The 19,289-nt window shown below is 73.2% G+C and carries 18 protein-coding genes; 4 read left to right on the plus strand and 14 right to left on the minus strand.

The window, feature by feature from the left end; all coding sequences use genetic code 11:
- Positions 1-39: 39 nt before the first annotated feature.
- The 3 genes from ACFWFR_RS02160 to ACFWFR_RS02170 all read right to left on the minus strand — a co-directional run bounded on the left by ACFWFR_RS02160 (position 40) and on the right by ACFWFR_RS02170 (position 5,603).
- Positions 40-4,239, minus strand: a complete 4,200-nt coding sequence (locus ACFWFR_RS02160; RefSeq protein WP_377620872.1) for a beta-L-arabinofuranosidase domain-containing protein — start codon at positions 4,237-4,239, stop codon at positions 40-42.
- A 318-nt stretch (positions 4,240-4,557) separates the two neighbouring features.
- Positions 4,558-5,193 (minus strand): transcriptional regulator, encoded by a 636-nt coding sequence (locus ACFWFR_RS02165; protein ID WP_377620873.1) that lies wholly within the window; start codon positions 5,191-5,193, stop codon positions 4,558-4,560.
- On the minus strand, positions 5,190-5,603 hold the full coding sequence (locus ACFWFR_RS02170; protein WP_377620875.1) for a DNA-binding protein: 414 nt from the start codon (positions 5,601-5,603) through the stop codon (positions 5,190-5,192). Before ACFWFR_RS02170 ends, ACFWFR_RS02165 begins: the two co-directional genes overlap by 4 nt.
- 57 nt (positions 5,604-5,660) lie before the next feature.
- On the opposite strand from ACFWFR_RS02170, the gene ACFWFR_RS02175 reads away from it, so the two are divergent.
- Together ACFWFR_RS02175 and ACFWFR_RS02180 are read left to right on the plus strand one after the other, a co-directional pair.
- The gene (locus tag ACFWFR_RS02175; RefSeq protein ID WP_377620876.1) at positions 5,661-6,959 is read left to right on the plus strand and encodes a PEP/pyruvate-binding domain-containing protein; all 1,299 of its coding nucleotides are present in this window, start codon (positions 5,661-5,663) and stop codon (positions 6,957-6,959) included.
- 16 nt (positions 6,960-6,975) lie between these two features.
- Positions 6,976-7,587: a histidine phosphatase family protein gene (locus tag ACFWFR_RS02180; RefSeq protein ID WP_377620878.1), complete on the plus strand. Its 612-nt coding sequence runs from the start codon at positions 6,976-6,978 to the stop codon at positions 7,585-7,587.
- 22 nt (positions 7,588-7,609) lie between these two features.
- Here ACFWFR_RS02180 and ACFWFR_RS02185 read toward each other — a convergent pair whose 3' ends face one another.
- The 3 genes from ACFWFR_RS02185 to ACFWFR_RS02195 all read right to left on the minus strand — a co-directional run bounded on the left by ACFWFR_RS02185 (position 7,610) and on the right by ACFWFR_RS02195 (position 10,974).
- On the minus strand, positions 7,610-9,205 hold the full coding sequence (locus ACFWFR_RS02185) for an MFS transporter (RefSeq protein WP_377620880.1): 1,596 nt from the start codon (positions 9,203-9,205) through the stop codon (positions 7,610-7,612).
- Between the two features lie 111 nt (positions 9,206-9,316).
- On the minus strand, positions 9,317-10,537 hold the full coding sequence (locus tag ACFWFR_RS02190; RefSeq protein ID WP_377620927.1) for an RNA polymerase sigma factor: 1,221 nt from the start codon (positions 10,535-10,537) through the stop codon (positions 9,317-9,319).
- Positions 10,534-10,974, minus strand: a complete 441-nt coding sequence (locus tag ACFWFR_RS02195; protein ID WP_377617652.1) for a YciI family protein — start codon at positions 10,972-10,974, stop codon at positions 10,534-10,536. Before ACFWFR_RS02195 ends, ACFWFR_RS02190 begins: the two co-directional genes overlap by 4 nt.
- Before the next feature lie 705 nt (positions 10,975-11,679).
- Between ACFWFR_RS02195 and ACFWFR_RS02200 the strand changes: the two genes are divergently transcribed.
- A complete protein-coding gene (locus ACFWFR_RS02200) occupies positions 11,680-13,287 on the plus strand; it encodes an ABC-F family ATP-binding cassette domain-containing protein (protein WP_377620881.1) in 1,608 nt (535 codons plus the stop codon).
- A gap of 66 nt (positions 13,288-13,353) precedes the next feature.
- Here ACFWFR_RS02200 and ACFWFR_RS02205 read toward each other — a convergent pair whose 3' ends face one another.
- Positions 13,354-14,763 (minus strand): PLP-dependent aminotransferase family protein, encoded by a 1,410-nt coding sequence (locus tag ACFWFR_RS02205; protein ID WP_377620883.1) that lies wholly within the window; start codon positions 14,761-14,763, stop codon positions 13,354-13,356.
- Between ACFWFR_RS02205 and ACFWFR_RS02210 the strand changes: the two genes are divergently transcribed.
- Positions 14,762-15,682, plus strand: a complete 921-nt coding sequence (locus tag ACFWFR_RS02210) for a DMT family transporter (RefSeq protein WP_377620884.1) — start codon at positions 14,762-14,764, stop codon at positions 15,680-15,682. The genes ACFWFR_RS02205 and ACFWFR_RS02210 overlap by 2 nt on opposite strands.
- Positions 15,683-15,739: 57 nt before the next feature.
- Here ACFWFR_RS02210 and ACFWFR_RS02215 read toward each other — a convergent pair whose 3' ends face one another.
- The 7 genes from ACFWFR_RS02215 to ACFWFR_RS02245 all read right to left on the minus strand — a co-directional run bounded on the left by ACFWFR_RS02215 (position 15,740) and on the right by ACFWFR_RS02245 (position 19,219).
- Positions 15,740-16,336: a GNAT family acetyltransferase gene (locus ACFWFR_RS02215; RefSeq protein WP_377620886.1), complete on the minus strand. Its 597-nt coding sequence runs from the start codon at positions 16,334-16,336 to the stop codon at positions 15,740-15,742.
- A 92-nt stretch (positions 16,337-16,428) separates the two neighbouring features.
- The gene (locus ACFWFR_RS02220; RefSeq protein ID WP_377620888.1) at positions 16,429-17,016 is read right to left on the minus strand and encodes a hypothetical protein; all 588 of its coding nucleotides are present in this window, start codon (positions 17,014-17,016) and stop codon (positions 16,429-16,431) included.
- Positions 17,013-17,573 carry a DUF6286 domain-containing protein gene (locus ACFWFR_RS02225; protein ID WP_377620890.1) on the minus strand — a complete coding sequence of 187 codons (561 nt, stop codon included), beginning with the start codon at positions 17,571-17,573 and terminating at the stop codon, positions 17,013-17,015. The genes ACFWFR_RS02220 and ACFWFR_RS02225 overlap by 4 nt, the downstream gene beginning before the upstream one ends.
- On the minus strand, positions 17,570-18,010 hold the full coding sequence (locus ACFWFR_RS02230) for an Asp23/Gls24 family envelope stress response protein (protein WP_377620892.1): 441 nt from the start codon (positions 18,008-18,010) through the stop codon (positions 17,570-17,572). The genes ACFWFR_RS02225 and ACFWFR_RS02230 overlap by 4 nt, the downstream gene beginning before the upstream one ends.
- Positions 18,003-18,182, minus strand: a complete 180-nt coding sequence (locus tag ACFWFR_RS02235; protein WP_191802341.1) for a DUF2273 domain-containing protein — start codon at positions 18,180-18,182, stop codon at positions 18,003-18,005. Before ACFWFR_RS02235 ends, ACFWFR_RS02230 begins: the two co-directional genes overlap by 8 nt.
- 24 nt (positions 18,183-18,206) lie before the next feature.
- Positions 18,207-18,662: a hypothetical protein gene (locus tag ACFWFR_RS02240; protein WP_377620894.1), complete on the minus strand. Its 456-nt coding sequence runs from the start codon at positions 18,660-18,662 to the stop codon at positions 18,207-18,209.
- Positions 18,659-19,219 carry an Asp23/Gls24 family envelope stress response protein gene (locus tag ACFWFR_RS02245; protein ID WP_377620895.1) on the minus strand — a complete coding sequence of 187 codons (561 nt, stop codon included), beginning with the start codon at positions 19,217-19,219 and terminating at the stop codon, positions 18,659-18,661. The genes ACFWFR_RS02240 and ACFWFR_RS02245 overlap by 4 nt, the downstream gene beginning before the upstream one ends.
- Between the last annotated feature and the right edge of the window lie 70 nt (positions 19,220-19,289).

Genomic DNA, 19,289 nt, shown 5'->3' on the forward strand with positions numbered 1-19,289 from the left:
GCCGGGAGCACGTCCCGGCCGCACCGGCCCGGCGACCTGTCAGCCGCAGGTGAGCGAGTCGTGCTCGACCTCGACCACGCTCGTCACCGGAGCACCGTCGAGGACCGCGCTCGCGGACACCGTCACGCTGCCCGCGGCCAGGCTCGAGGCCCGCACGGCGAACGTCTGGGACGCGCTCTTGCCCGGCGCCACCCCGGTGAAGGACTTCACGCCCGACGCCGTCGTGATCTTCACGTCGACCGGCACGGCCTCACCGTTGACGGCCCGCACCGCGAGCTGGACCTTGCCCGCGACGCAGCGGGGCGTGACGTCGACGGCGATCTCGACGGTCTCGGCCGGGGCGTCGGCCGCGACGATCGTCACGGTGTAGGTCGTCGACGTCGTGTGGTCCTGCGCGACCGCCGTGATCTCGACCGTCGTCGGACCGCCGTCAGGGGCGAGCGCGACCCGGCGCCCGATCGTGTCGTCGACCAGGATCCCGTCGACCCTGACCAGGCCGCTCGCCACGTGCGGGTCGGCGTCGAGCGTGACCGCGGTCGTCCCCGGCGCGACCCGGAGCTCGTAGCCCGCGTGCGCGGGCGAGAACTCCGGGGCGAGGACGCCCGTGTCGAACGAGAGTCCCGAGAGCTCCGGGATGCTGTCGAACACCGCCGAGCGGTCCGTCCTGACCCCGAACAACCCGCCCACGAGCCCGCCCGTCGACTGGAAGCGGACCGTGACGACGGGGATCTTCTGACCGTCCTCGTCCAGGACGAGGTTCCCGCTGCTGTCCTTCTTGTAGCGGGTGTCCGGGCCGAGCTCGAGGAACCGGGCCGGGATCTCGGTCGAGTCGACGTAGAAGCCCTGCTCGTCCTTGTTCTCCGCCTTGTCGGTCACGGTGACGGTCTTGAGCCGCACGTCGTCGACGTACACGTCGAAGCTGCGCCCGCGGTCACCCGAGTAGAACGTCGCACCCAGGTAGTTCTCGTCCGCGTCCGGGTCGATCTCCAGGTCGTAGCTGAACCACCCGCCCGCCTGGGCGTCACGGTACTGGCGCCCCGCGAACACCCCGACGCCCGACGAGCTCGAGCGCAGGTTCTTCGCGTTCTCGAAGTTGTTGTTGTCGAAGCTCGTGAGGCTGTCGATCGTCAGGTCCTTCGCACGTTCCTCCTGCTTGGCCCGCAGGATCCGGTCCTGCGCGGCCTGGCCGTCGGGCTCCTCGAGGTTCATGTAGATGCCGTAGCGCTCGTTCCAGCGCGAGGTGTGCGGGGCGTACACCAGGTCGCCCGCGTCCGAGGTGTTCTTCAGCACGAACTGCACGTCGCCCGCGGCCGAGTCCTCGATGCGCACGACGTTCTCCGCGAGATGCTCCTTCCACGTGGCCGCGTCCATGCCCTCCGTGGTGATGGTCGTCTGCGCGTCCGGGTCGAACGTCGAGATGCGCACCAGGATCCCGGTGCCCACCGAGCCGCCCTGGTCACGGGTGCCGAGCCCCGCGCTGAGCACCACGGGACCGTACTTGAAGGCCACGAAGCTCTCGTTGTCGGCCGTGCTGTGCAGCGTGACGTCGAGCGGCATCGTGTACGCGATCTCGTCACCCGCCCGGACGTCGGCCAGGACCACGTAGCCGCGCGAGACGATCGGGGTGACCGTGGCGCCGTTGACGGTCACGGCCGGCTCGCCCGCGATCCAGTCGGGCACGCGCAGGCGCAGCGTGGTGCTCTCGGCGACCGCTCCGCCGTCGAGCGCACCGACCGTGAACCGGACCGTGTCCTCGTTGGGGAGGTTCGCGGACTGGGTCAGCACCAGGTTCTGCTCCGCGTGCTCGAACGTCGAGCTGAAGAACATGTTGACGTAGACCGATCCCTGCCCCGTGAAGTAGATCGAGTCGCCCAGCTTGGAGAAGTTCTCCATGCCGGTCCCGGTGCAGCACCAGAACTCGGTGAAGGGCAGGTTGAACACCTTGTGGTACCCGGGCGCCATGGGGTTGAAGTACGTCGTGGTGCCCGTCTCGGGGTTCTGCGAGGCGAGGATCGTGTTGATGAACGTGTTCTCGTAGTAGTCCGCGTACCGCACGTCCTTGCTCAGCCGGAAGAGCTCGCGCGACAGCTTGAGCATGTTGTACTCGTTGCAGGTCTCGGACGTCTCCGCGTTGGCGTGCGTCCCCTGGTTCGCAGCCCGGTCGAACAACGAGTCGGCCGCGTGGAAGTGCTCCGACTGGCTGTTGGCACCGGTCACGTACGTGTGGTGCTCGACCACGATGTCGAAGAAGTTCTCGGCCGCCGCGAGGTACATCGGCAGCTCCTCCTTCTCCTGCGGGGTCAGCAGGTCGTAGTACTCGGGGTTCTGCGTGAACACCGTGTAGCGCTTGAGCGCACCGATGAGCTTGGGGATCGTCGTGTTGGCGTGCTTGCCCGCCAGGACGTCCTGGCCCGACGCGAGCTGCCGGAAGAGCGTCACCTCGTCGAAGGCCTCGGCGGCGTCCTTGATGCGGACGTCGCCGGTGAGGTCGAACAGCTCGTAGAGCGCCTCGTTCATGCCGCCGTACTCGGTGCGCAGCAGCACGTCGGTGCTCGGGAGCTTCGAGACCCGGCCGGACACGTACAGGCCGAACCCGGTCGCGACCTCGCGCGCCTTGTCCCCCGTGGGCCCGTCGACGTACTCCGCGACGTCCAGCAGGCCCGCGAGCACCTTGTGCAGGTTGTACCAGGGCACGATCACGTTCTCGTCGGAAGGCCCGGTGCCCTGCACCTGGTCCAGGACGCTCTCACGGAACGCCGAGACGTAGCCCGCGCTGCCCGGGTGGGCCGCGCCGTAGGCGTCCTGCACCCGCTCGAGGCCGTCGACGGCCGCGACGATCTCGGCCGCCAGCGCGTCCTTGGTCGCACCGTCGGGCGTGCCCGAGTACGACATCGCGAGGGCCGACATGTAGTGCCCGAACGCGTGGCCGCGGAAGTTCACCGCGTCGCTGCGCTCCCAGCCGCCGTACCCCTGCGGGGTCGTGGGCTCCAGGCCGGCGACCTTGTAGAACTCGTAGAGGAACTTCTCCGAGCTCAGGCTCAGGAGGTAGTCCTGCTCCTTGGACGCGGCGTTGTTCAGGAAGTCGTCCGACAGCAGGACCGAGGGCAGGCCGCTGTTCTCGAGCGGGTCCATCGACACCAGCGCAGGGACGACCACGGGGAACTCGCGCGTGACAGGCTTGCCGTCGAGGTAGCGCGCGGTCGCGGTCAGGGTGACCTCGGCATCGTCCTCGCCCTCGGCGGGCCGGTTCACGGTGCCGTCGGTCGCGACGACGTCCGGGGCCGACGAGGCCCACGTGACGGCCGAGCCGCGCGAGCCCTTGGCCGACAGGATCAGCGCGACCGTGACCCGCTCGGGCAGCGTGAGCCCGTCGGCGTCCGCCTGCGCGACGGCCTCGCGGTCGATCACCCGGCCGGACTCCTCGTAGAGCCCGACGACGTCGGCGAGCGACGCGACGCCGTCGTACAGGCGGTACTCGTCGAGCCCCGCCCGCAGGTAGGAGCCGTTGTAGGACGGTCCGTTGAACCCGATGGTCTTGGGCAGCGTGGGCGACGAGCCCAGGACGCCGGTCGCGCCGCCCGAGCCGATCGGGCTCGCGACGGTCGCCGGGACCTGCTCACCGTTGCGGTAGAAGGCCACGTCCTTGGTCGCCGCGTCGTACGTGACCACGAGGTGCGTCCACTCGTCCGCGGGGAGGAACGACGCACGGTCCGCCGAGGCCACCCGGACCTTGTAGGGCTGGCCCGACGCCGGGCCGACCGACAGCGCGAGCGGCGACGTGTCCGACTCGGAGGACAGGTACCAGCCGTCCGAGTTGTACGCGCCCTTGTTCCAGCTCACGACCTGCTCACCGGTCATCTTCCCGCTGGGTCGCAGCCAGAACGACAGCGTCAGGTCCTCGGGCTGCAGGTCGGTCGACGCGCCCAGGTCGAGGAACGTGCTGCCTCCCAGCTCGACGGCCTGCGAACCCTCGGCGACCCCCGGGCCCCAGCCCAGGTTGGTCGTCGTCGATCCCGCGTGCCCCTTGACGGTGACCGGGTGCGCCGCCGACGAGGCGTCGGCCAGGTCACCCTCGAAGCGCAGGTCCAGGACCGGGGCGGGGAGCCCGCCGTCGGCCGCTGCGGCGACGGGTGCCCAGCCCGTGAGGACCAGGGCGGCCCCGAGGAGGGCTGCGACGGCGCGGGCTCCCGGGTGCGGTCTCGGGCGCCTCGTGACGACCGCTTCTGCGTGCGTGCTCATCAGTGCTCTCTTCCGTTCGAACGACGGTGTTCGGAACCGACCCGCCGACGGGCGGCGGCTCGGAGGGTGCGGGGCGCTCGCGGGCTCCGGGCGGAGCGGGGGCGGGCGCGTCGGGCTCGGGCGACCCGGGGGTCGTCGGGCGGCTCAGGAGGGCGGGCGGGCCGGGCGCGGTGCCCGTGGCTGCTCGGCACCAGTGCCGGGCACGAGCATGTTAGCGCTCACACACGGTGGCCCGTCAACCCCTCGCGCCTCGACGGAGGGTCCTCGCGGACCGACGCCCCCACCAGAGGACCGGCCGGCACGCCGTGCGCGCGGTGGTCAGGCCCCCGCGCCCCGGTCGACGCCCAAGGTCGCGACAAGGTCCTCGTGGAGCTCGAACCAGACCCGGTGGCACGAGTCGACGTCGGTGCGGTCGACCCAGCCGCCGTCGCCCGCCTGCACCCGACCGAGCGCCGTGGCGAACCGCTCGTCGTAGCCCCGGAACCGGGCGAGCACGTCGCTCAGGCGTCGCCCGAGCGGGGCGAGGTCGCGGTCGATCGCGGCGAGCTCGCCCAGCACCCCGGCGTCCCACGCGGGGTCGGTGTGGTCGTTGGGGGCGAGGCGGTCGCCGGGCGCAGGCCGCAGCTGCCAGTCGGTACAGGCCCGCTGCAGGCGCGCGTTGAGCGGGAGGAACTCCCGGTAGGCCTCGCCCACGTCGCCCTCGCGCCCCGTGCGTGCGAGCTCGCTCGCGAGCTGCCGCTCGTTCTCGGTGCGCCCCGCGACCGTGAGCGACCAGCCGCCGAGCCCCGCGAAGGCGGACCGCTGGACCCAGCCGCGCGCCTCGGCGTCCTCGAGCAGCTCGGTCGTCTCGTCCAGGCCGGTCCCGAACCGGCGAGCGAGAGCCGGGACGTCGGCGAACCCGGTGATCCGGACCGCGTGCAGCACGAGCAGGTCGACCGGGGAGTCCTGCGTCACGAGCGGTCTCCCTGCCTGGCCGCGAGCCGGTGGTAGTGCTGCTGACAGGCCTGCGGGGAGTTGAACCCCATCGCGTCGGCGATCTGGGCCCACGTCAGGCCTGCGCTGCGGGCCGTGAACAGCAGGCCGTCCTCGAGCCCGTCGACCTCGGCGCGCGCAGCGGGCAGGAGCGCGAGCGCGCTGAGCAGGTCCCCCGGAGCCAGGTCCGTGGAGCGCCAGAGCGCGAACCGAGCGAGGTCCACGGCCGACGGCGGGACCGGCGCGGGCTGCCACGGGCGGTTCGCGAGCGCGTCCGCCCCGAGGCTCAGCAGGTGCTCGCGCGCTACGTGCTCGCGGCGCGCCTGGTCGTGGTCGGCGCGCGCCGCGTCAGCGGCGTGTGCCCTCAATGCGGGGTCGTCCTTGCGTGCCATACGAGGATCCTGCAGAATCAACGAATTGTTGTCAACACTCTGTTGAAGGTGGCCGGGATGCTCATCCCTCTCTCGGAGGCGACGCAGGAGACCTGCGGAGGCAAGGCGGGAACGCTCGGCATGCTCCTGCGCGCCGGGTTCGCCGTGCCTGACGGGTTCGTCGTGCCGCTCGACGCGCATCACGACACCCTCGGGAACGAGCGTCCCGACGTCGCGGTCGACGGACCGGAGGGCCCCTCCCGCGCCGGGCCGGCCGCGCCGCTGCCCGCGGCCTTGCTCGACGGGCTGGCCCACGGGCTCGCCGCCCTCGGCGACCCGCCGGTCGCCGTGCGCTCGTCGGCCTCGTCCGAGGACACGGGTGAGGCGTCCGCCGCGGGTCAGCACGAGAGCGTCCTGGCGGTGCAGGGGGTCGACGGCGTCGCGCAGGCCGTGCGCGCCTGCTGGGCCTCGCTGCACTCGCCGCGTGCCACCGCGTACCGCCGCGGCGCCGCGCACGACGAGCCGGCCGACGCCGGGTCCATGGCCGTGCTGGTCCAGCGGCTCGTCGACGCCGAGATCTCGGGGGTCGTGTTCGCGCCCGCCGCACCGGACGGCGTGACCGTCATCGAGGCCTCGTGGGGCCTCGGCCCGAGCGTCGTCGGAGGCACGGTGACCCCGGACTCCTACCGTGTCGCGGCGGACGGCAGCGTCGGGCGAGCCGTCGCCGACAAGCGCATCCGCCTCGACCGGCGCGGCACCGGACTCACCCTGAGCGACGTGCCCGCCGACGGACGGATCCGGCCCGCGCTCGACGACGAGACCGCGAGGCGGCTCGCTCGCGTCGGACGGAGGGTCGTGGCGCTTCTCGGCGGAGCGCAGGACGTCGAGTGGGCGATCACGCACGGCCGGATCTGGGTCCTGCAGGCCCGGCCCGTCACCGCCGCACTTCCACCGATGCCGCCGATGCCGTCCGCGACCCAGGGGGCGCCCTCGCCGTCGGCCCGCCCCTCCCACCCGGCCCGCCCCTCCCCGGCCGGGCCACCTGCGCCTCGGGCGAACCGCCTGACGGGCACGGCGGGCAGCACCGGCGTCGCCACGGGCACCGCGCGGGTCGTCCGCGGCCCGTCCGACTTCTCCCGCGTCCGTCCCGGCGACGTCCTCGTCTGCCCTTTCACGGATCCCGCGTGGACCCCCTTGCTGCGGATCGCCGCGGGCGTCGTCACCGAGACCGGCGGGGTCCTGTCCCACGCGGCGATCATCGCCCGCGAGCGCCGCATCCCCGCGGTCCTCGGGATCGCGGGGGCGACCGTCCTGATCTCGGACGGCAGCCCGGTCACGATCGACGGCACCGCCGGCACCGTCACGACGAGCACCTGACCCGAGGGGACGATCCATGGGGACCAGACATCTGTACCTCGCTCGGCACGGGGCGGCCGACGCGTTCGGCGACCTCACGGCCGTGGGGAGGCGGCAGGCGAACCTGCTGGGCGAGCGCCTCGCACGGGTGCCCGTGACGGCCGTCTGGCACTCCCCGCTGCCCCGGGCCGTCGCGTCCGCGCACGAGCTGGCGCGCCACGTGCCGCACGCGGTCCTGGCCGAGGCTCCCGAGCTCGTCGACCACGTCCCCCACGTCCCCGCGCCGGCCGAGACGCCCGCGCCGTGGGTCGGCTTCTTCGACGGCTACGACGACGCCGAGGCGAGCGCGGGGCGCCGGACCGCCGACGCGCTGGTCGCGCGCTTCGCGTCGGCGCCCGGCCCGGTGGCCCATGGCACCGCCGACGTCCACGAGGTCCTGGTCACGCACGACTACCCGGTCGCGTGGCTCGTGCGGCACGCGATGGACGCGCCGGACGCCCGGTGGCTCGGCCTGAGCAGCGCCAACGCCGCGCTGACGGTCATCGAGTACCGGACGAGCCAGCCGCCGACGCTCGTGCTGTTCAACGACATGGCCCACCTGCCGGTCGAGCTGCGCTGGACGGGGTTCCCCGGGCCGGCACGGCCGTGACGACGCGGGGAGGACCGGCCGGTCAGCCCAGGTCCAGGCCGTCGAGCGACGACCTCGGCTTCTGGTCTGGCAGGCGCAGCATACGGAACGAGTTTCCCAGCCCGAGCAGTCCGGCCAGGAGCGGGACGAGCAGCGCGACCTGCAGCGACCGGTTGCGCGCCCGGTCGTTGATCGCCAGCACCTCGGCCTCCACGGCCGGGGGCTGACCCGTGATCTGCTCGGCGAGCCGGGACGTGCTCATGACCTCCGCGTCCTCCTCGAGCGCAGCGGCGATCTGCTGCTGCTCGGCGGCGGGGATGACCGCGCTGCTCTGCGTCATCTGGGTGAACCCGAGCGAGAGCGAGGCGAGCATGAGGCCCCCGGCCATGGCGAGCCCGAACGACAGGCCGAACGATCCAGCGGCCGAGTTGACGCCCGCCGCCTCGCTGACGCGCTCCTCCTCGACCGGGGCGAGCGTGTAGTTGTTGAGCTGGGACACCAGCAGGCCCAGGCCGCACCCGGTGATCGCGAGCGGGAGGACGAGGTACCAGCCGCTGTCCACGCGCGGGACGAACGGGATGACGAGCGCGATCCCGACGCTCGCCAGCACGAAGCCGGCGCGGATGATCGCGGCGGGGCGGCGAGACCCGGACCGCCGGCCCGCCACGACCGCTGCCGCGAACATGGTGAGCGACAAGGGGGCGAGCGAGAGCCCGGCCTGGAGGGCGTCGTACTCGAGGGTCATCTGGAAGAAGAGCGGGAGCGCGATCATCGCGCCGCCCAGCATGATCTGCTGCAGCATCTGCCCGGTGACACCCGTGGTGAAGTGCGGATGGCGGAAGAGGTCCGGGTCGAGCAGCGGCACCCGGTGCGCGCGCTGGCGCCGGACCAGCCATCGGGCGAGGAGCACGAGCGCGACGACCCCGACGGCCAGGAGCACACCGACGAGCTCGCCGCCCTCCTGCCAGACGAGGATGCCGAGCACCACCCCGCCCATGCCGATCACGGACAGGACCGCGCCCACGAGGTCGACCTGGCGAGAGCCCGTGAACGGCACGTCCCGCACCAGGCCGATCTGGCTCAGGACGACGGCGATGATGACCACCTCGAGCGCGAACCCGACCCGCCAGGACAGGTAGGTCGTGACGAACCCGCCGAGGAGCGGGCCCACCGCCGCGGCGATCGCGGCGGAGGCCCCGACCAGCGCGTACGCCTTCTTCTGGTCGGCGCCCGAGAAGTTGCCGTGGATCAGCGACTGCATCGCGGGCAGCAGCAACGACGCGCCCAGCCCGCCGATGATCGCCCAGAACACGACGATCGCCGTGAGGCTCTGCGCGAGCGTCATGGCCAGGGCGCCGGTCGCGTACGCGAGCAGACCCAGCACGTAGGCCCGCTTGCGCCCGATCAGGTCGCCGACCTTGCTGTTGATGAGGATGAAGGCGGCAGAGACCAGAGCCTCGAGCGCGATGGCCGACTGGACGCCGCTCGCCGTGGTGTCGAGGTCCTCGACCACGGCCGAGATCGAGACGTTCATGAGCGACGTGTCGACGACCAGGACGAACATCGCGGCCGCGAGCAGGAGCATGAGCCGCCTGTTCCCCGTCGCTGCGGGAGCCTTCTCCTCCGGTGCGGTGCCCATGTGCCCACCTCGGCTCGGGTGCCTCGTCCGCTCGAGCGGGCGACCTCCGGTGACCGTCGCCGGATCGCTGGGACCAGCCTAGGGACCTCGGCGGAGTCGTGCGCGGCGGAGTCAGCCCGCGCCCCCTGCCAGGCGCGCGACCTGGGCGGCCAGGTGCCGCTGCTCCGGAAGGCTCGTCGCGCGGGCCGCCGCCCGACGGTAGTGCTCGAGCGCCGCCGTCGGGCGCCCTGCTCGTTCCAGGAGGTGTGCGCGCACGACGTCGATCCGGTGCGGGTCGCCCGGGACCGGGCCGATCCCCTCGAGGACCGCGAGCCCGGCGTCCGGCCCCTCGACCATGGCGACCGCGACCGCCCGGTTGAGCGTGACGACGGGGCTGCCCGTCATCCGCTCGAGCAGCTCGTAGAGGTCGACGACCTGCGGCCAGTCGGTGTCCTCGGCCGTCTGCGCCCGGGCGTGCACCGCGGCGATCGCGGCCTGGAGCTGGTACTCGCCGACGTCCCCCCGGACGAGCGTCCTGTCGAGCAGCGACAGGCCCTCGGCGATCAGGACGCGGTCCCAGCGCGCGCGGTCCTGCCGCGCGAGGGGCACGACGTCGCCGGCGGCGTCCGTCCGGGCGGGCTGCCGGGCGTCGGTGAGCAGCATCAGGGCCAGCAGCCCGCTCACCTCGGGGTCGCCCGGGACCGCGCGGTGCAGCCACCGGGTCAGCCGGATCGCCTCGTCGGTCAGGCCCACTCGGCGCAGCGAGGGGCCGGTCGACGCCGTGTGGCCTTCGGTGAACAGGACGTACAGCACGTGCAGGACCGGCCCGAGCCGCGCCGGCCACTCCCCTGGTCCCGGCACCACCAGCGGGCGGTCCGACGCCGCGACCGTCTGCTTGGCACGGCTGATGCGCTGCGCCATGGTCGACTCGGGCACGCCGTAGGCACGCGCCACCTCGGCGGTGGTCAGGCCGGCGACCGCCCTCAGCGTGAGCGCGACGGCCGACGGCGGCGTCAGGTCCGGGTGGCAGCAGCCGAACAGGAGCGCGAGCGAGTCGTCGCGCGCAGACGGCTCGGCCCCCGGGACCTGGCTCGCCGCGAGCGCCCGCTCGCGGCGCCGTCGGGCGATCTCGCTGCGCTGGGCGTCGACCAGCCGCCGTGAGGCCACCTGCTGCAACCAGGCGCGGGGGTGCTCCGGGACGCCGTCGGCACCCCACGTCGTCACGGCCACGAGGAGGGCCTCCTGGACGGCGTCCTCGGCCCCCACGAAGTCGCCCGAGCGGCGCGCGAGCGTGCCGAGGACCTGCGGCGCGAGATCGCGCAGCAGGTCCTCGACGGCCGTGGCAGCGATCAGCCCGCTCCCTTGGCCGTGTCGAGGAACGCGGCCATCTCGGCAGCGTCCGACGGCGAGTCGTCCATGAGGCGGCGCACCTGGATCGGCTGCTGCGTGGGCCTGCCTCCGCGCCCGGGCACCGCCGAGACACGCGCGGCGATCTCGAGCGCCCGTGCCTCGGACTCCACGTCGACGATCTGGTAGCCGGCGAGCCACTCCTTGAACTCGGCGAACGGCCCGTCGGTGACGACCGGTGCGGTGCCGTCCGAACGCACCACCTTGGCGAGGTCGGGGCCCGTGAGGACCACGGTCTCGACGAGCTCCCCGCTCGCGACCAGCTCGGCGTTGAGCACCCCGTAGTACTCGAGGTGCGCCGTCACCTCCTCGGGTGCCCACTCGTCCATCGGGGTCTCATCGGCCCCTGCCCGGAAGTCCACACCCACCAGGTACCTGGCCATGGGTCTCTCCTCTCGTCCCGTCGTGCCCAGCGTGGCACGCTCACCCCGTGGTCGGAACCGGCGGCCGGACCTCGACACGGTCGGCGGCCGCAGGGCGCGGCACGTGCCGCACGGGGCCGCACGGGGCCGCACGGGGCCGCACGGGGCCGCTTCGCGCAGCAGGTATGCTCGCTGGCATGGATATCGAGGTCGACAGAATCTAGCCACCGAGCTGCCGGTGGCCATCACTGTTCGTCAGGCGTGCCTCGCACCCTGGGTGAATGACCCCTCCTCCTCGTCGCCGACGCCGGCGTCCGCGGAGACGCTTCGCTGCTGAGCCCAGCAGGAGCCGTACCGGCACGTTCGTGACGCACCGACCACCGGTGGACCCTCGTGGATCCCGGCCCGCGACACCCCGCCCTCCCTGATCGAGCGACCCCCGTCGTCGACCTGGGCTGGACCCTGTGCTGACGGCCACCCTCACGAGCCCTTCCCTCACCCCGGACCGTGGTCGGTCGTGTCCCTCGCCCGCCGGTCCGCGCACCGCTCCCCGGGGAGCTCCCTCGACCTGCGCGGCAGCCTCTCGCACGGACGCGCCCTCGCACGCCCGGGTCGCGACGAGGACGCCGCCACGACGAGGGGCACCGAGGACGTCGTCCGCGGACGGCACCGGCTCGTCCCCTCCTCAGACCTACCGCCCTCTCCTGGGCCGAAGGAGCACGTTCCATGGCCATCCGATCAGCCGTCACCCTCCACCAGCTCTCGTTCGAGTGGCCCGACGGCAGCGTCGCGCTGGACCGGCTCGACGGCACGTTCACCACGGGGCGCACAGGGCTCGTGGGCCGCAACGGCACGGGGAAGTCCACCCTGCTGCGCCTGATCGCCGGGCGGCTCACCCCCACCTCGGGTCGTGTCGACCTCGCGGGCGACGTCGGCTACCTCCCGCAGACCCTCACCCTCACCGGCTCGACCACCGTGGCCGAGCTCCTCGGGATCGACACGGTCCTCGCGGCACTGCGTGCGATCGAGTCGGGCGACGTCGACGAACGCCACTTCGAAGCGATCGGTGACGACTGGGACATCGAGTCCCGCGCGGACGAGGCCCTCCACGAGATCGGTTTCGGCGCAGCCGACCTCGACCGGCGCGTCGCCGAGGTCTCGGGCGGCGAGGCGATGCTCATCGCCATCACGGGGCTCCGCATCCGGCGCACCGCGATCACGCTGCTCGACGAACCGACCAACAACCTCGACCGCGCGACCCGAGCCACGCTCGCACGGTTCGTCGACACCTGGCCCGGGACGCTCGTCGTCGTGAGCCACGACCTCGAGCTGCTCGAGCACATGGACCACACCGCCGAGCTCCACGCCGGTTCGCTCGGGATGTACGGCGGCCCCTACAGCGCCTGGGCGGCCCACCAGGAGCAGGAGCAGGCCGCAGCGCTGCAGGCGGCGCGCGGGGCGCAGCAGGCCCTGAAGGTCGAGAAGCGCCAGCGGGTCGAGGCCGAGACCAAGCTCGCCCGCCGTGAGCGCACTGCCAGGAAGACCCAGAAGGACGGCGGTATCCCCAAGATCCTCGCGGGTGCACGCGCGAGCAAGGCGCAAGGGTCCGCCGGGGCGATGCGGTCGACGGCCGACGACAAGGTCCGGACCGCGCAGGCCGCCGTCGACGCGGCCGACGCGCGCGTCCGCGAGGAGGAGCACATCCACCTCGTCCTGCCCGATCCCGACGTACCGCGTGGCCGCCGCCTCGCCGAGCTGCACGGCCAGGGACGCGACGTCGTCGTCCAGGGCCCGGAACGGGTCGCGCTGGTCGGGCCGAACGGGTCGGGGAAGTCGACGCTCCTCCAGCAGCTCGTGAGCGGGAGCGCCCCCGTCGAGGGACGCGCGCACGGGACGCTCCTGACGGACCGGGTCGGCTACCTCCCGCAGCGCCTGGACGGTCTCCTCGAGGACGCGAGCGCCGTCGACAACGTCAAGGCCGTCGCGCCGGGCATGGAGACCGGGGCGATCCGCAACCAGCTCGCCCGCCTCCTCCTCCGCGGCGCCGGTGCCGACCGTCCTGTCGCCTCACTCTCAGGAGGGGAGCGCTTTCGCGTGTCCCTCGCCACGCTGCTCCTCGCGGACCCGCCCGCACAGCTCCTCGTGCTCGACGAACCCACCAACAACCTCGACATCGCGAGCGTCGAGCAGCTCGCGCAGGCGCTCGACGGCTACCGCGGCGCCATGCTCGTGGTCAGCCACGACCATGCGTTCCTCGAACGGCTCGGGATCGACACCGTCCTCGAGCTCGACGCCGCGGGCCGGCTGCACGAGCGCAGCACGCTGGCGGGATGAGCGCTCCGGCGTCCGGCCGCCAGCGGGTGGCGGCCGGCGCCGGCGCTGGCAGACGGCGGACGCTCGTCAGGGCAGCGAGCGGAGCGCCTCGGCGATCGTCCGCGCGGCCTCCCGGAAACGCTCGGGGTCGGGTCCGGAGAAGTTGAGCCGGACGTACGGGCCGGCAGGTTCGGCGGGGAACCACTCGTCCCCCGGGGCGACGAGAACTCCCCTGACCTCGCACTCCCGGGCGAGCTGCGCGAGGTCAGTCCCGTCCGGCATGCGCGGCCACAGGTTCAGCCCGCCGGAGGGCACGTGCTCGAGGAGGGCGTCGGGGACGTGCTCGCGCAAGGCGTCGACGAGCAGGTCGCGGCGTGCGCGCAGCTGGGTCCTGACGCTGCGGAGGTGGCTGCGCCAGGCAGGCTGGGTGACGACGTCGAGCGCAGCGGCCTGCAGCAACCCGGAGACGTACATCGACGTGGCGCCGCGATCGGCGAGGATGCGTTCGCGGACGGGCCCGCGGGCGACGACCGCGGCGACGCGGAGCGAGGGCGAGACGCTCTTGGTGAGCGACCGGAGGTAGACCACGTGCCCGTCGTCGTCGAGCGCGGCGACCGGCGAGGGCTCGGTGTCGATGGCCAGGTCGTGCGCCCAGTCGTCCTCGACGAGGTACGCGCCGTGCTGCCGGACGATGCCGAGGACGTCGAGGCGGAGCTGCTCGGACCACTGGGCCCCGGTCGGGTTGGCATAGGTCGGCTGGGCGTAGAACGCGCGGGCACCGGTCTGCTCGAACGCTCGCGCGACGTCGTCGGGGTCCGGGCCGCGGGGACCCGACGGGACGGGGACCAGGTCCACCCCGGCCTGCGCTGCGGCGAGGATCGCCCCCCAGTAGGTCGGCGACTCCACGAGGAGCGGCCTCCCGGCGCCGACGACGGCTCGGAAGATCGAGCTCAGGCCGCTCTGGCTGCCCGGCAGGATCAGCACGTCGCGTGCCGTCGCCGGTGTCACCCCGACGGGCGCGACGGCCGCGAGCTCGGTCGCGAACCAGGCCCGGAGCTCCGGCAGGCCGTCGGCCGGTGCGCGGGTCAGGGCTGCCTCGGTACGGGCCGCACGCGTGATCGCAGCGCGCACGAGACGCTCGGGCAGGAGCTCACGGGCGGGGTAGCCGGAGTGCAACCCGATCGCGTCGGGCGGCACGGCGCGCTGGGTCCCGGACGTCCTCGAGAGGCGGCCGTGCGGTGCCCCGAGCGCAGCGGTCTGCCATCCGTGGTCGGAGGGACGCGGCGTGCGCACGAGTCGGACGAAGGTGCCGACGCCGGGTCTGGACTCGACGAGCCCGAGCGCCGCGAGGGTTCGCACCGCCTTGGCTACCGTGACCGGGCTCACGCCGTGCTCGGCGCACAGCGCCCGGCTCGAGGGCAGCCGCGCACCGGCCGGGGCGTTCGCCACCCACTCTCTGAGCGCGGCGACGAGGCGACCACTGCTATCGTTGTCCATGAGACTAGATAGTAGCGCTATCGCGCGTGCGAGCTCTGTGATATCCAAGCCCTCGGGACTCGGGTGGGGGCTGCTCGGCGTCGTTGCCTTCTCGTTCACGGTGCCGTTCACGAAGGTCGCGGTCGAGGGCCTCGACCCCCTGTTCATCGGTTCGGCTCGCGCCGTGGTGGCCGCGGTCCTTGCCGGGACAGCCCTCGTGGTAGCCCGCGAGCGACTCCCCCGCCGCGCGCACCTGGGCCGCCTGGCGGTCGTGGCGGCCGGCGTGGTCGTGGGCTTCCCCCTGCTGACGTCGTTCGCGCTCCAGTCTGCTGCGGCGAGCCACGGAGCGGTCGTCGTCGCACTGCTGCCTGCCGTGACCGCGGCACTGGTGGTGCTCCGCACCACGGAACGACCGCCTGCGCCGTTCTGGGTCTTCGCGGGCCTCGGCGCAGTGGCCGCGCTCTTCTTCGCGGGTCTTCAGGGCGGCGACCAGGTCGCCCTGGACTGGTCGGACCTGCTGCTGTTCGGCGCGGTCCTCGCGGCAGCGGTGGGCTACGCCGAGGGTGGCCTGCTCGCTCGCGAGCTCGGCTCCTGGCAGACCGTGTCCTGGGCCCTCGTGCTGTCCTCGCCTCTGATGCTCGCGCTCTCGGTCTGGTCGGCGACGGACCGCACGCCCACCGCGACGGCCGCGCAATGGTCGGCCTTCGCGTACCTGGCCGTGGTCAGCATGTTCCTCGGCTTCTTCGCCTGGTATCGCGGTCTCGCCCTGGGCCCCATGGCCCAGGTCAGCCAGGTGCAGCTCGTCCAACCGGTCCTGAGCATCCTGTGGGCCGCACTCCTCCTGCGCGAGCACCTCACGTGGCCCACGGTCGCCGGCGGCCTCGCCGTCGTCCTGTGCGCCGGGCTTGCCGTCCGGACCCGGTCGCGCCACCTGCGCTGACTCGATGAGCGCCCTTCGGAACGCCGTCACGACGTCGACGCACGGCCCTCCGGCGCACTACCCGATCGGCCGAGCGACGGCCGAGGCCGGGCCGCCCGTGGAGACCCAGGAGCCGAGGGGTTCGCCAGGCATGTCCTCGTCGGCCTCCTCGGTCCCGCAGACCACCAGACCCCGCGCCTGGTAGTTCGCGAGCGCCGCGGGACCGTCGAGCGTGCAGGTATGGACCCAGACGCGGGTGGTCGGCGGGACGTCGGTGCGCTCGGCGAGCGACCAGGCGGCCCCGATGCCGTGCTCGAGGAGCGGGCCGCCCAGGCCGCGACCGATCGCCCGCTCAACCAGGCCGAAGTACCGGATCTCGACGTGAGTCCCGTCAGCAGCGACGAGAGGATGCAGGTGGACGTATCCCCACGGGCCGCCCTCCCCGTAGAGCACCCAGAACTCCGTCCCCGGCACCTCGAGCTCCTCGACCCACTGCTCACGCGTCCAGCCGAGCCGGTCGGTCCAGAACCACGGCCCGCCGACCAGGCCGTAGAGGAAGCGGGCGTACTCGGGAGCGACGGCGACGGTCCGCTCGAGGCGCACCTCGTCGGGCAGGGCGCGCGGCACCCGCGACGACGGGCGGTGCATCTGGAGCGTCGTGATGGTGACCTTCACGAGCGTCAAGGGTAGTGGTGCCACGACGGGCCGTCGTCTGCCGTGCACCCTCAGGCCGCGACGTACCGTGGAGGCCCGCGGCGCCGTGGCGCTCAGGCGACCCGTGCCGTGCGGTCGCGTCGGCGGCTGCTCCTGATCCGCAGGGTCGTGCGCGAGCGGAGCCGGTCGTCGGGCAGGACGGTCGCGGCGTCGGCGAGGAGGCGGTCCAGCCGGGCGGCGAGGGCGGGCAGGTCGGTCGCCGGGTCGACGGTGACGACCAGGCTCAGGACGAGCTCGGGGCCCTCGTCGTGCAAGGAGGCGGTCGCTCGGTGGACGGCAGGGATCTGCTGGGCCGCACGGGCCGTCGCGTTCGCCACGGCGTCTCGGGAGATCCGCAGGCGCATGGTGCGGGTGGAGCCGGGCAGGTCCTGCTCGGGGACGGAGCGGGCCGGCAGGTGGGCAAGCATCCACCACAGCGAGACGACCGCGAGGAGAACTGCGACCGCACCGGTCGCGTAGGGCCACCACGGCTGGGACACGGCGTCCTGGGCGGCGCCCGTGTCGATCGCGTCGGGGACGCCGTCGAGGATCTCGGCCAGGGTTCCCGTCGTCCACAGCAGAGCGGCGACGCCGACGACGACGAGCACGAGGCCGGCGAGGGCGAGCAGGGCGCGGTCCAGTCGCAGGACGGTGCGGTTCATGATCGTTGCCCTTCGCCCGAGCGCACGGTCAGGCGCGGCGGCTGCTCGAACGCCGAGAGCTGGTGGGAGACCTCGGCGCGGACGTCGTCGAGGATGTCCGGGGAGCCGGTCGAGCGGACCGTGACCCGGACCGCGGTACGAGAGACAGAGGTGCTGGTGTCCAGCACCCCGGGCACGTCTCGGGCCGTCGCGTTCACCCAGCGGGCGACGTCGGCAGAGCGCACGTGGATCCCGCTGCCGGCGGAGATCCGCCGGGTGGTCCGCGGACGGGGACGCACCGCCTGCCAGACCAACCAGAGGCCGAGCAGCGCGATGACCACGCCTGCCGCCCCCACCCACGTCTCGGGCTGCAGGCCGTCCAGGGAGTCCACGAGCGAGGCGATCCAGCTGGTGCCGGCCCCCTGCACCGCCACGAACGACGCCTGCCCGGCGAGCACCGCGACGGCGAGCAGGACGATCGCCAGGAAGAAGGCCCACGAGGTCAGCGCGAGCCCGGCCCGGGGCGACCTGGCAGGGGCGGGGACGGTCTGCGTGGACGGTGCCGTGGGTGTGCTCATCGGACTCGCTGCTCCTTGAGTGTTCCGGCGACGTCGGACGGGTCGACGATGCGAGCGACGGTCGTACGGACCTCGTCCACGTGCACCCCCGCGAGAGCGAGGAGCTGGTCGGTCACGGCTTCGCACACCTCGCGAGCGACCCGGGCGGCCGGGTAGGGCCACACCAGGGCGATCTCGAGGAGGACACGGGCACGGTCGCCGGCTCGTGAGCACACGACCTGGGGATAGCTCCTGCCCAGGGCTCTCCCCACCGTCCCGGCCGTGGCGGCAGCGGGCGCGACGCCGGCGACGCCGAGCACCGCCGCGCGGGCGACCTTGTCGACCACACGGTCAGCGACCCGCAGCACGCCCCGGTCCGCGGCGTCGACCGGCTCGGCACGGACGTCGGGCCGCGGGGCGTCGAGGAGGACGTCGCCGGCCCAGGCCTGATCAGACATGGCGTCGGCTGTGGAAGACGGCGCCGAGGTCTATCCGCCCCTCGATCTGGGCCGCGACGACCCAGCCGACGCCGCCGAGGACGACGGCGAGGAGGAACCCCCAGAAGCCCCCGAGGATCGCGGCGATGGCGAGCAGGAGGCCGGTGAGAAGACCGGTCGTGGACACGGACATGTGTACTCCTTGGACGGCGCCCGGTCAGGGCGCGGGCGATCTTGTCGGCGGGGACTCGACGTCCTCGACGAAGAGGTGGACCGGCCCCGAGACCAGGGTGCGCACGGCCTCGTGGACGTTGCCGGCAACCTCCGGGATGGGGCGCCCGGCGGAGACCACCAGGTGCACCTCGGCCTCGTCGGGCCGGAGCCGCACCCCGGTGACGGCGCGACCTGGGAGGTATGTGGCGACCTCCCCGAACGCCCCGGCGTGCAGACGCACGACTCCCGGGACAGCGAGCACCGCCGCCACCACCCGGTCCGCCAGGTCCTCCTCGTCACCCGCAGACGCACGAGACGAACGAAGGGGGGCGGCCTCGAGGTCCCGCCCCACGGGCGAGGCATCGAACGCGGCCGCGACGTCCAGGGGTGTCGGGGCGGCAGGCTCCGCGTCCCGGCCGGACGTCGGGGACCCGGAGGACTGCGGTGACGAGGTGGTCATCGCACTCGCCCGCCACCCTCCTCGCCCTCACCGCTGCCTGAGGCCTGCTCCCGCGACGAGGACCGCCCTGAGCTCGAGTCGGCGTCGTCGTCGGGCAGATGGACGTCGTTGACGTCGATGTTGACCTCGGTGACCTCGAGCCCGGTCATGCGTTCGATCGAGGTGATGACGCTCCGCCGGACCGCCTGCGCCAGGTCGGCGATCGAGACCCCGTAGTCCGCGACCAGGTCCAGGTCGACTGCGGCCTGCCGCTCGCCGACCTCGACGTGGACGCCGGAGGTGGTGTCGCTGCCGCTCCCGGGGATGTACTCGCGGATGGCGCCGAACGCCCGAGCCGCTCCCCCGCCCACGGCATAGACGCCCTGGACGTTGCGGGTCGCGATACCCGCGATCTTGGCGACGACCTGGTCCGCGATCGTCGTGGTGCCGTGCTCCGAGGCAAGGGCCGACACGTGCTCCGAGCTCTCTCGTGGGGCACGGGCCGGACCGTTGTCCCGTGGTCGCGCCGCGGACCCCGCAGCCGCGGTTCCCGTGGTGGGGGTGCTCTGCTCGCTCATCGTCGGCTCCTCGTGCTCAGGCTGGTCCGCCCGTGCCGGGCGGTCTGGGACGTTCCCCAGTGAGTGCCGA

This window comes from Oerskovia sp. NPDC060287 (genome assembly GCF_042726775.1).
GTDB lineage: Bacteria > Actinomycetota > Actinomycetes > Actinomycetales > Cellulomonadaceae > Oerskovia > Oerskovia merdavium.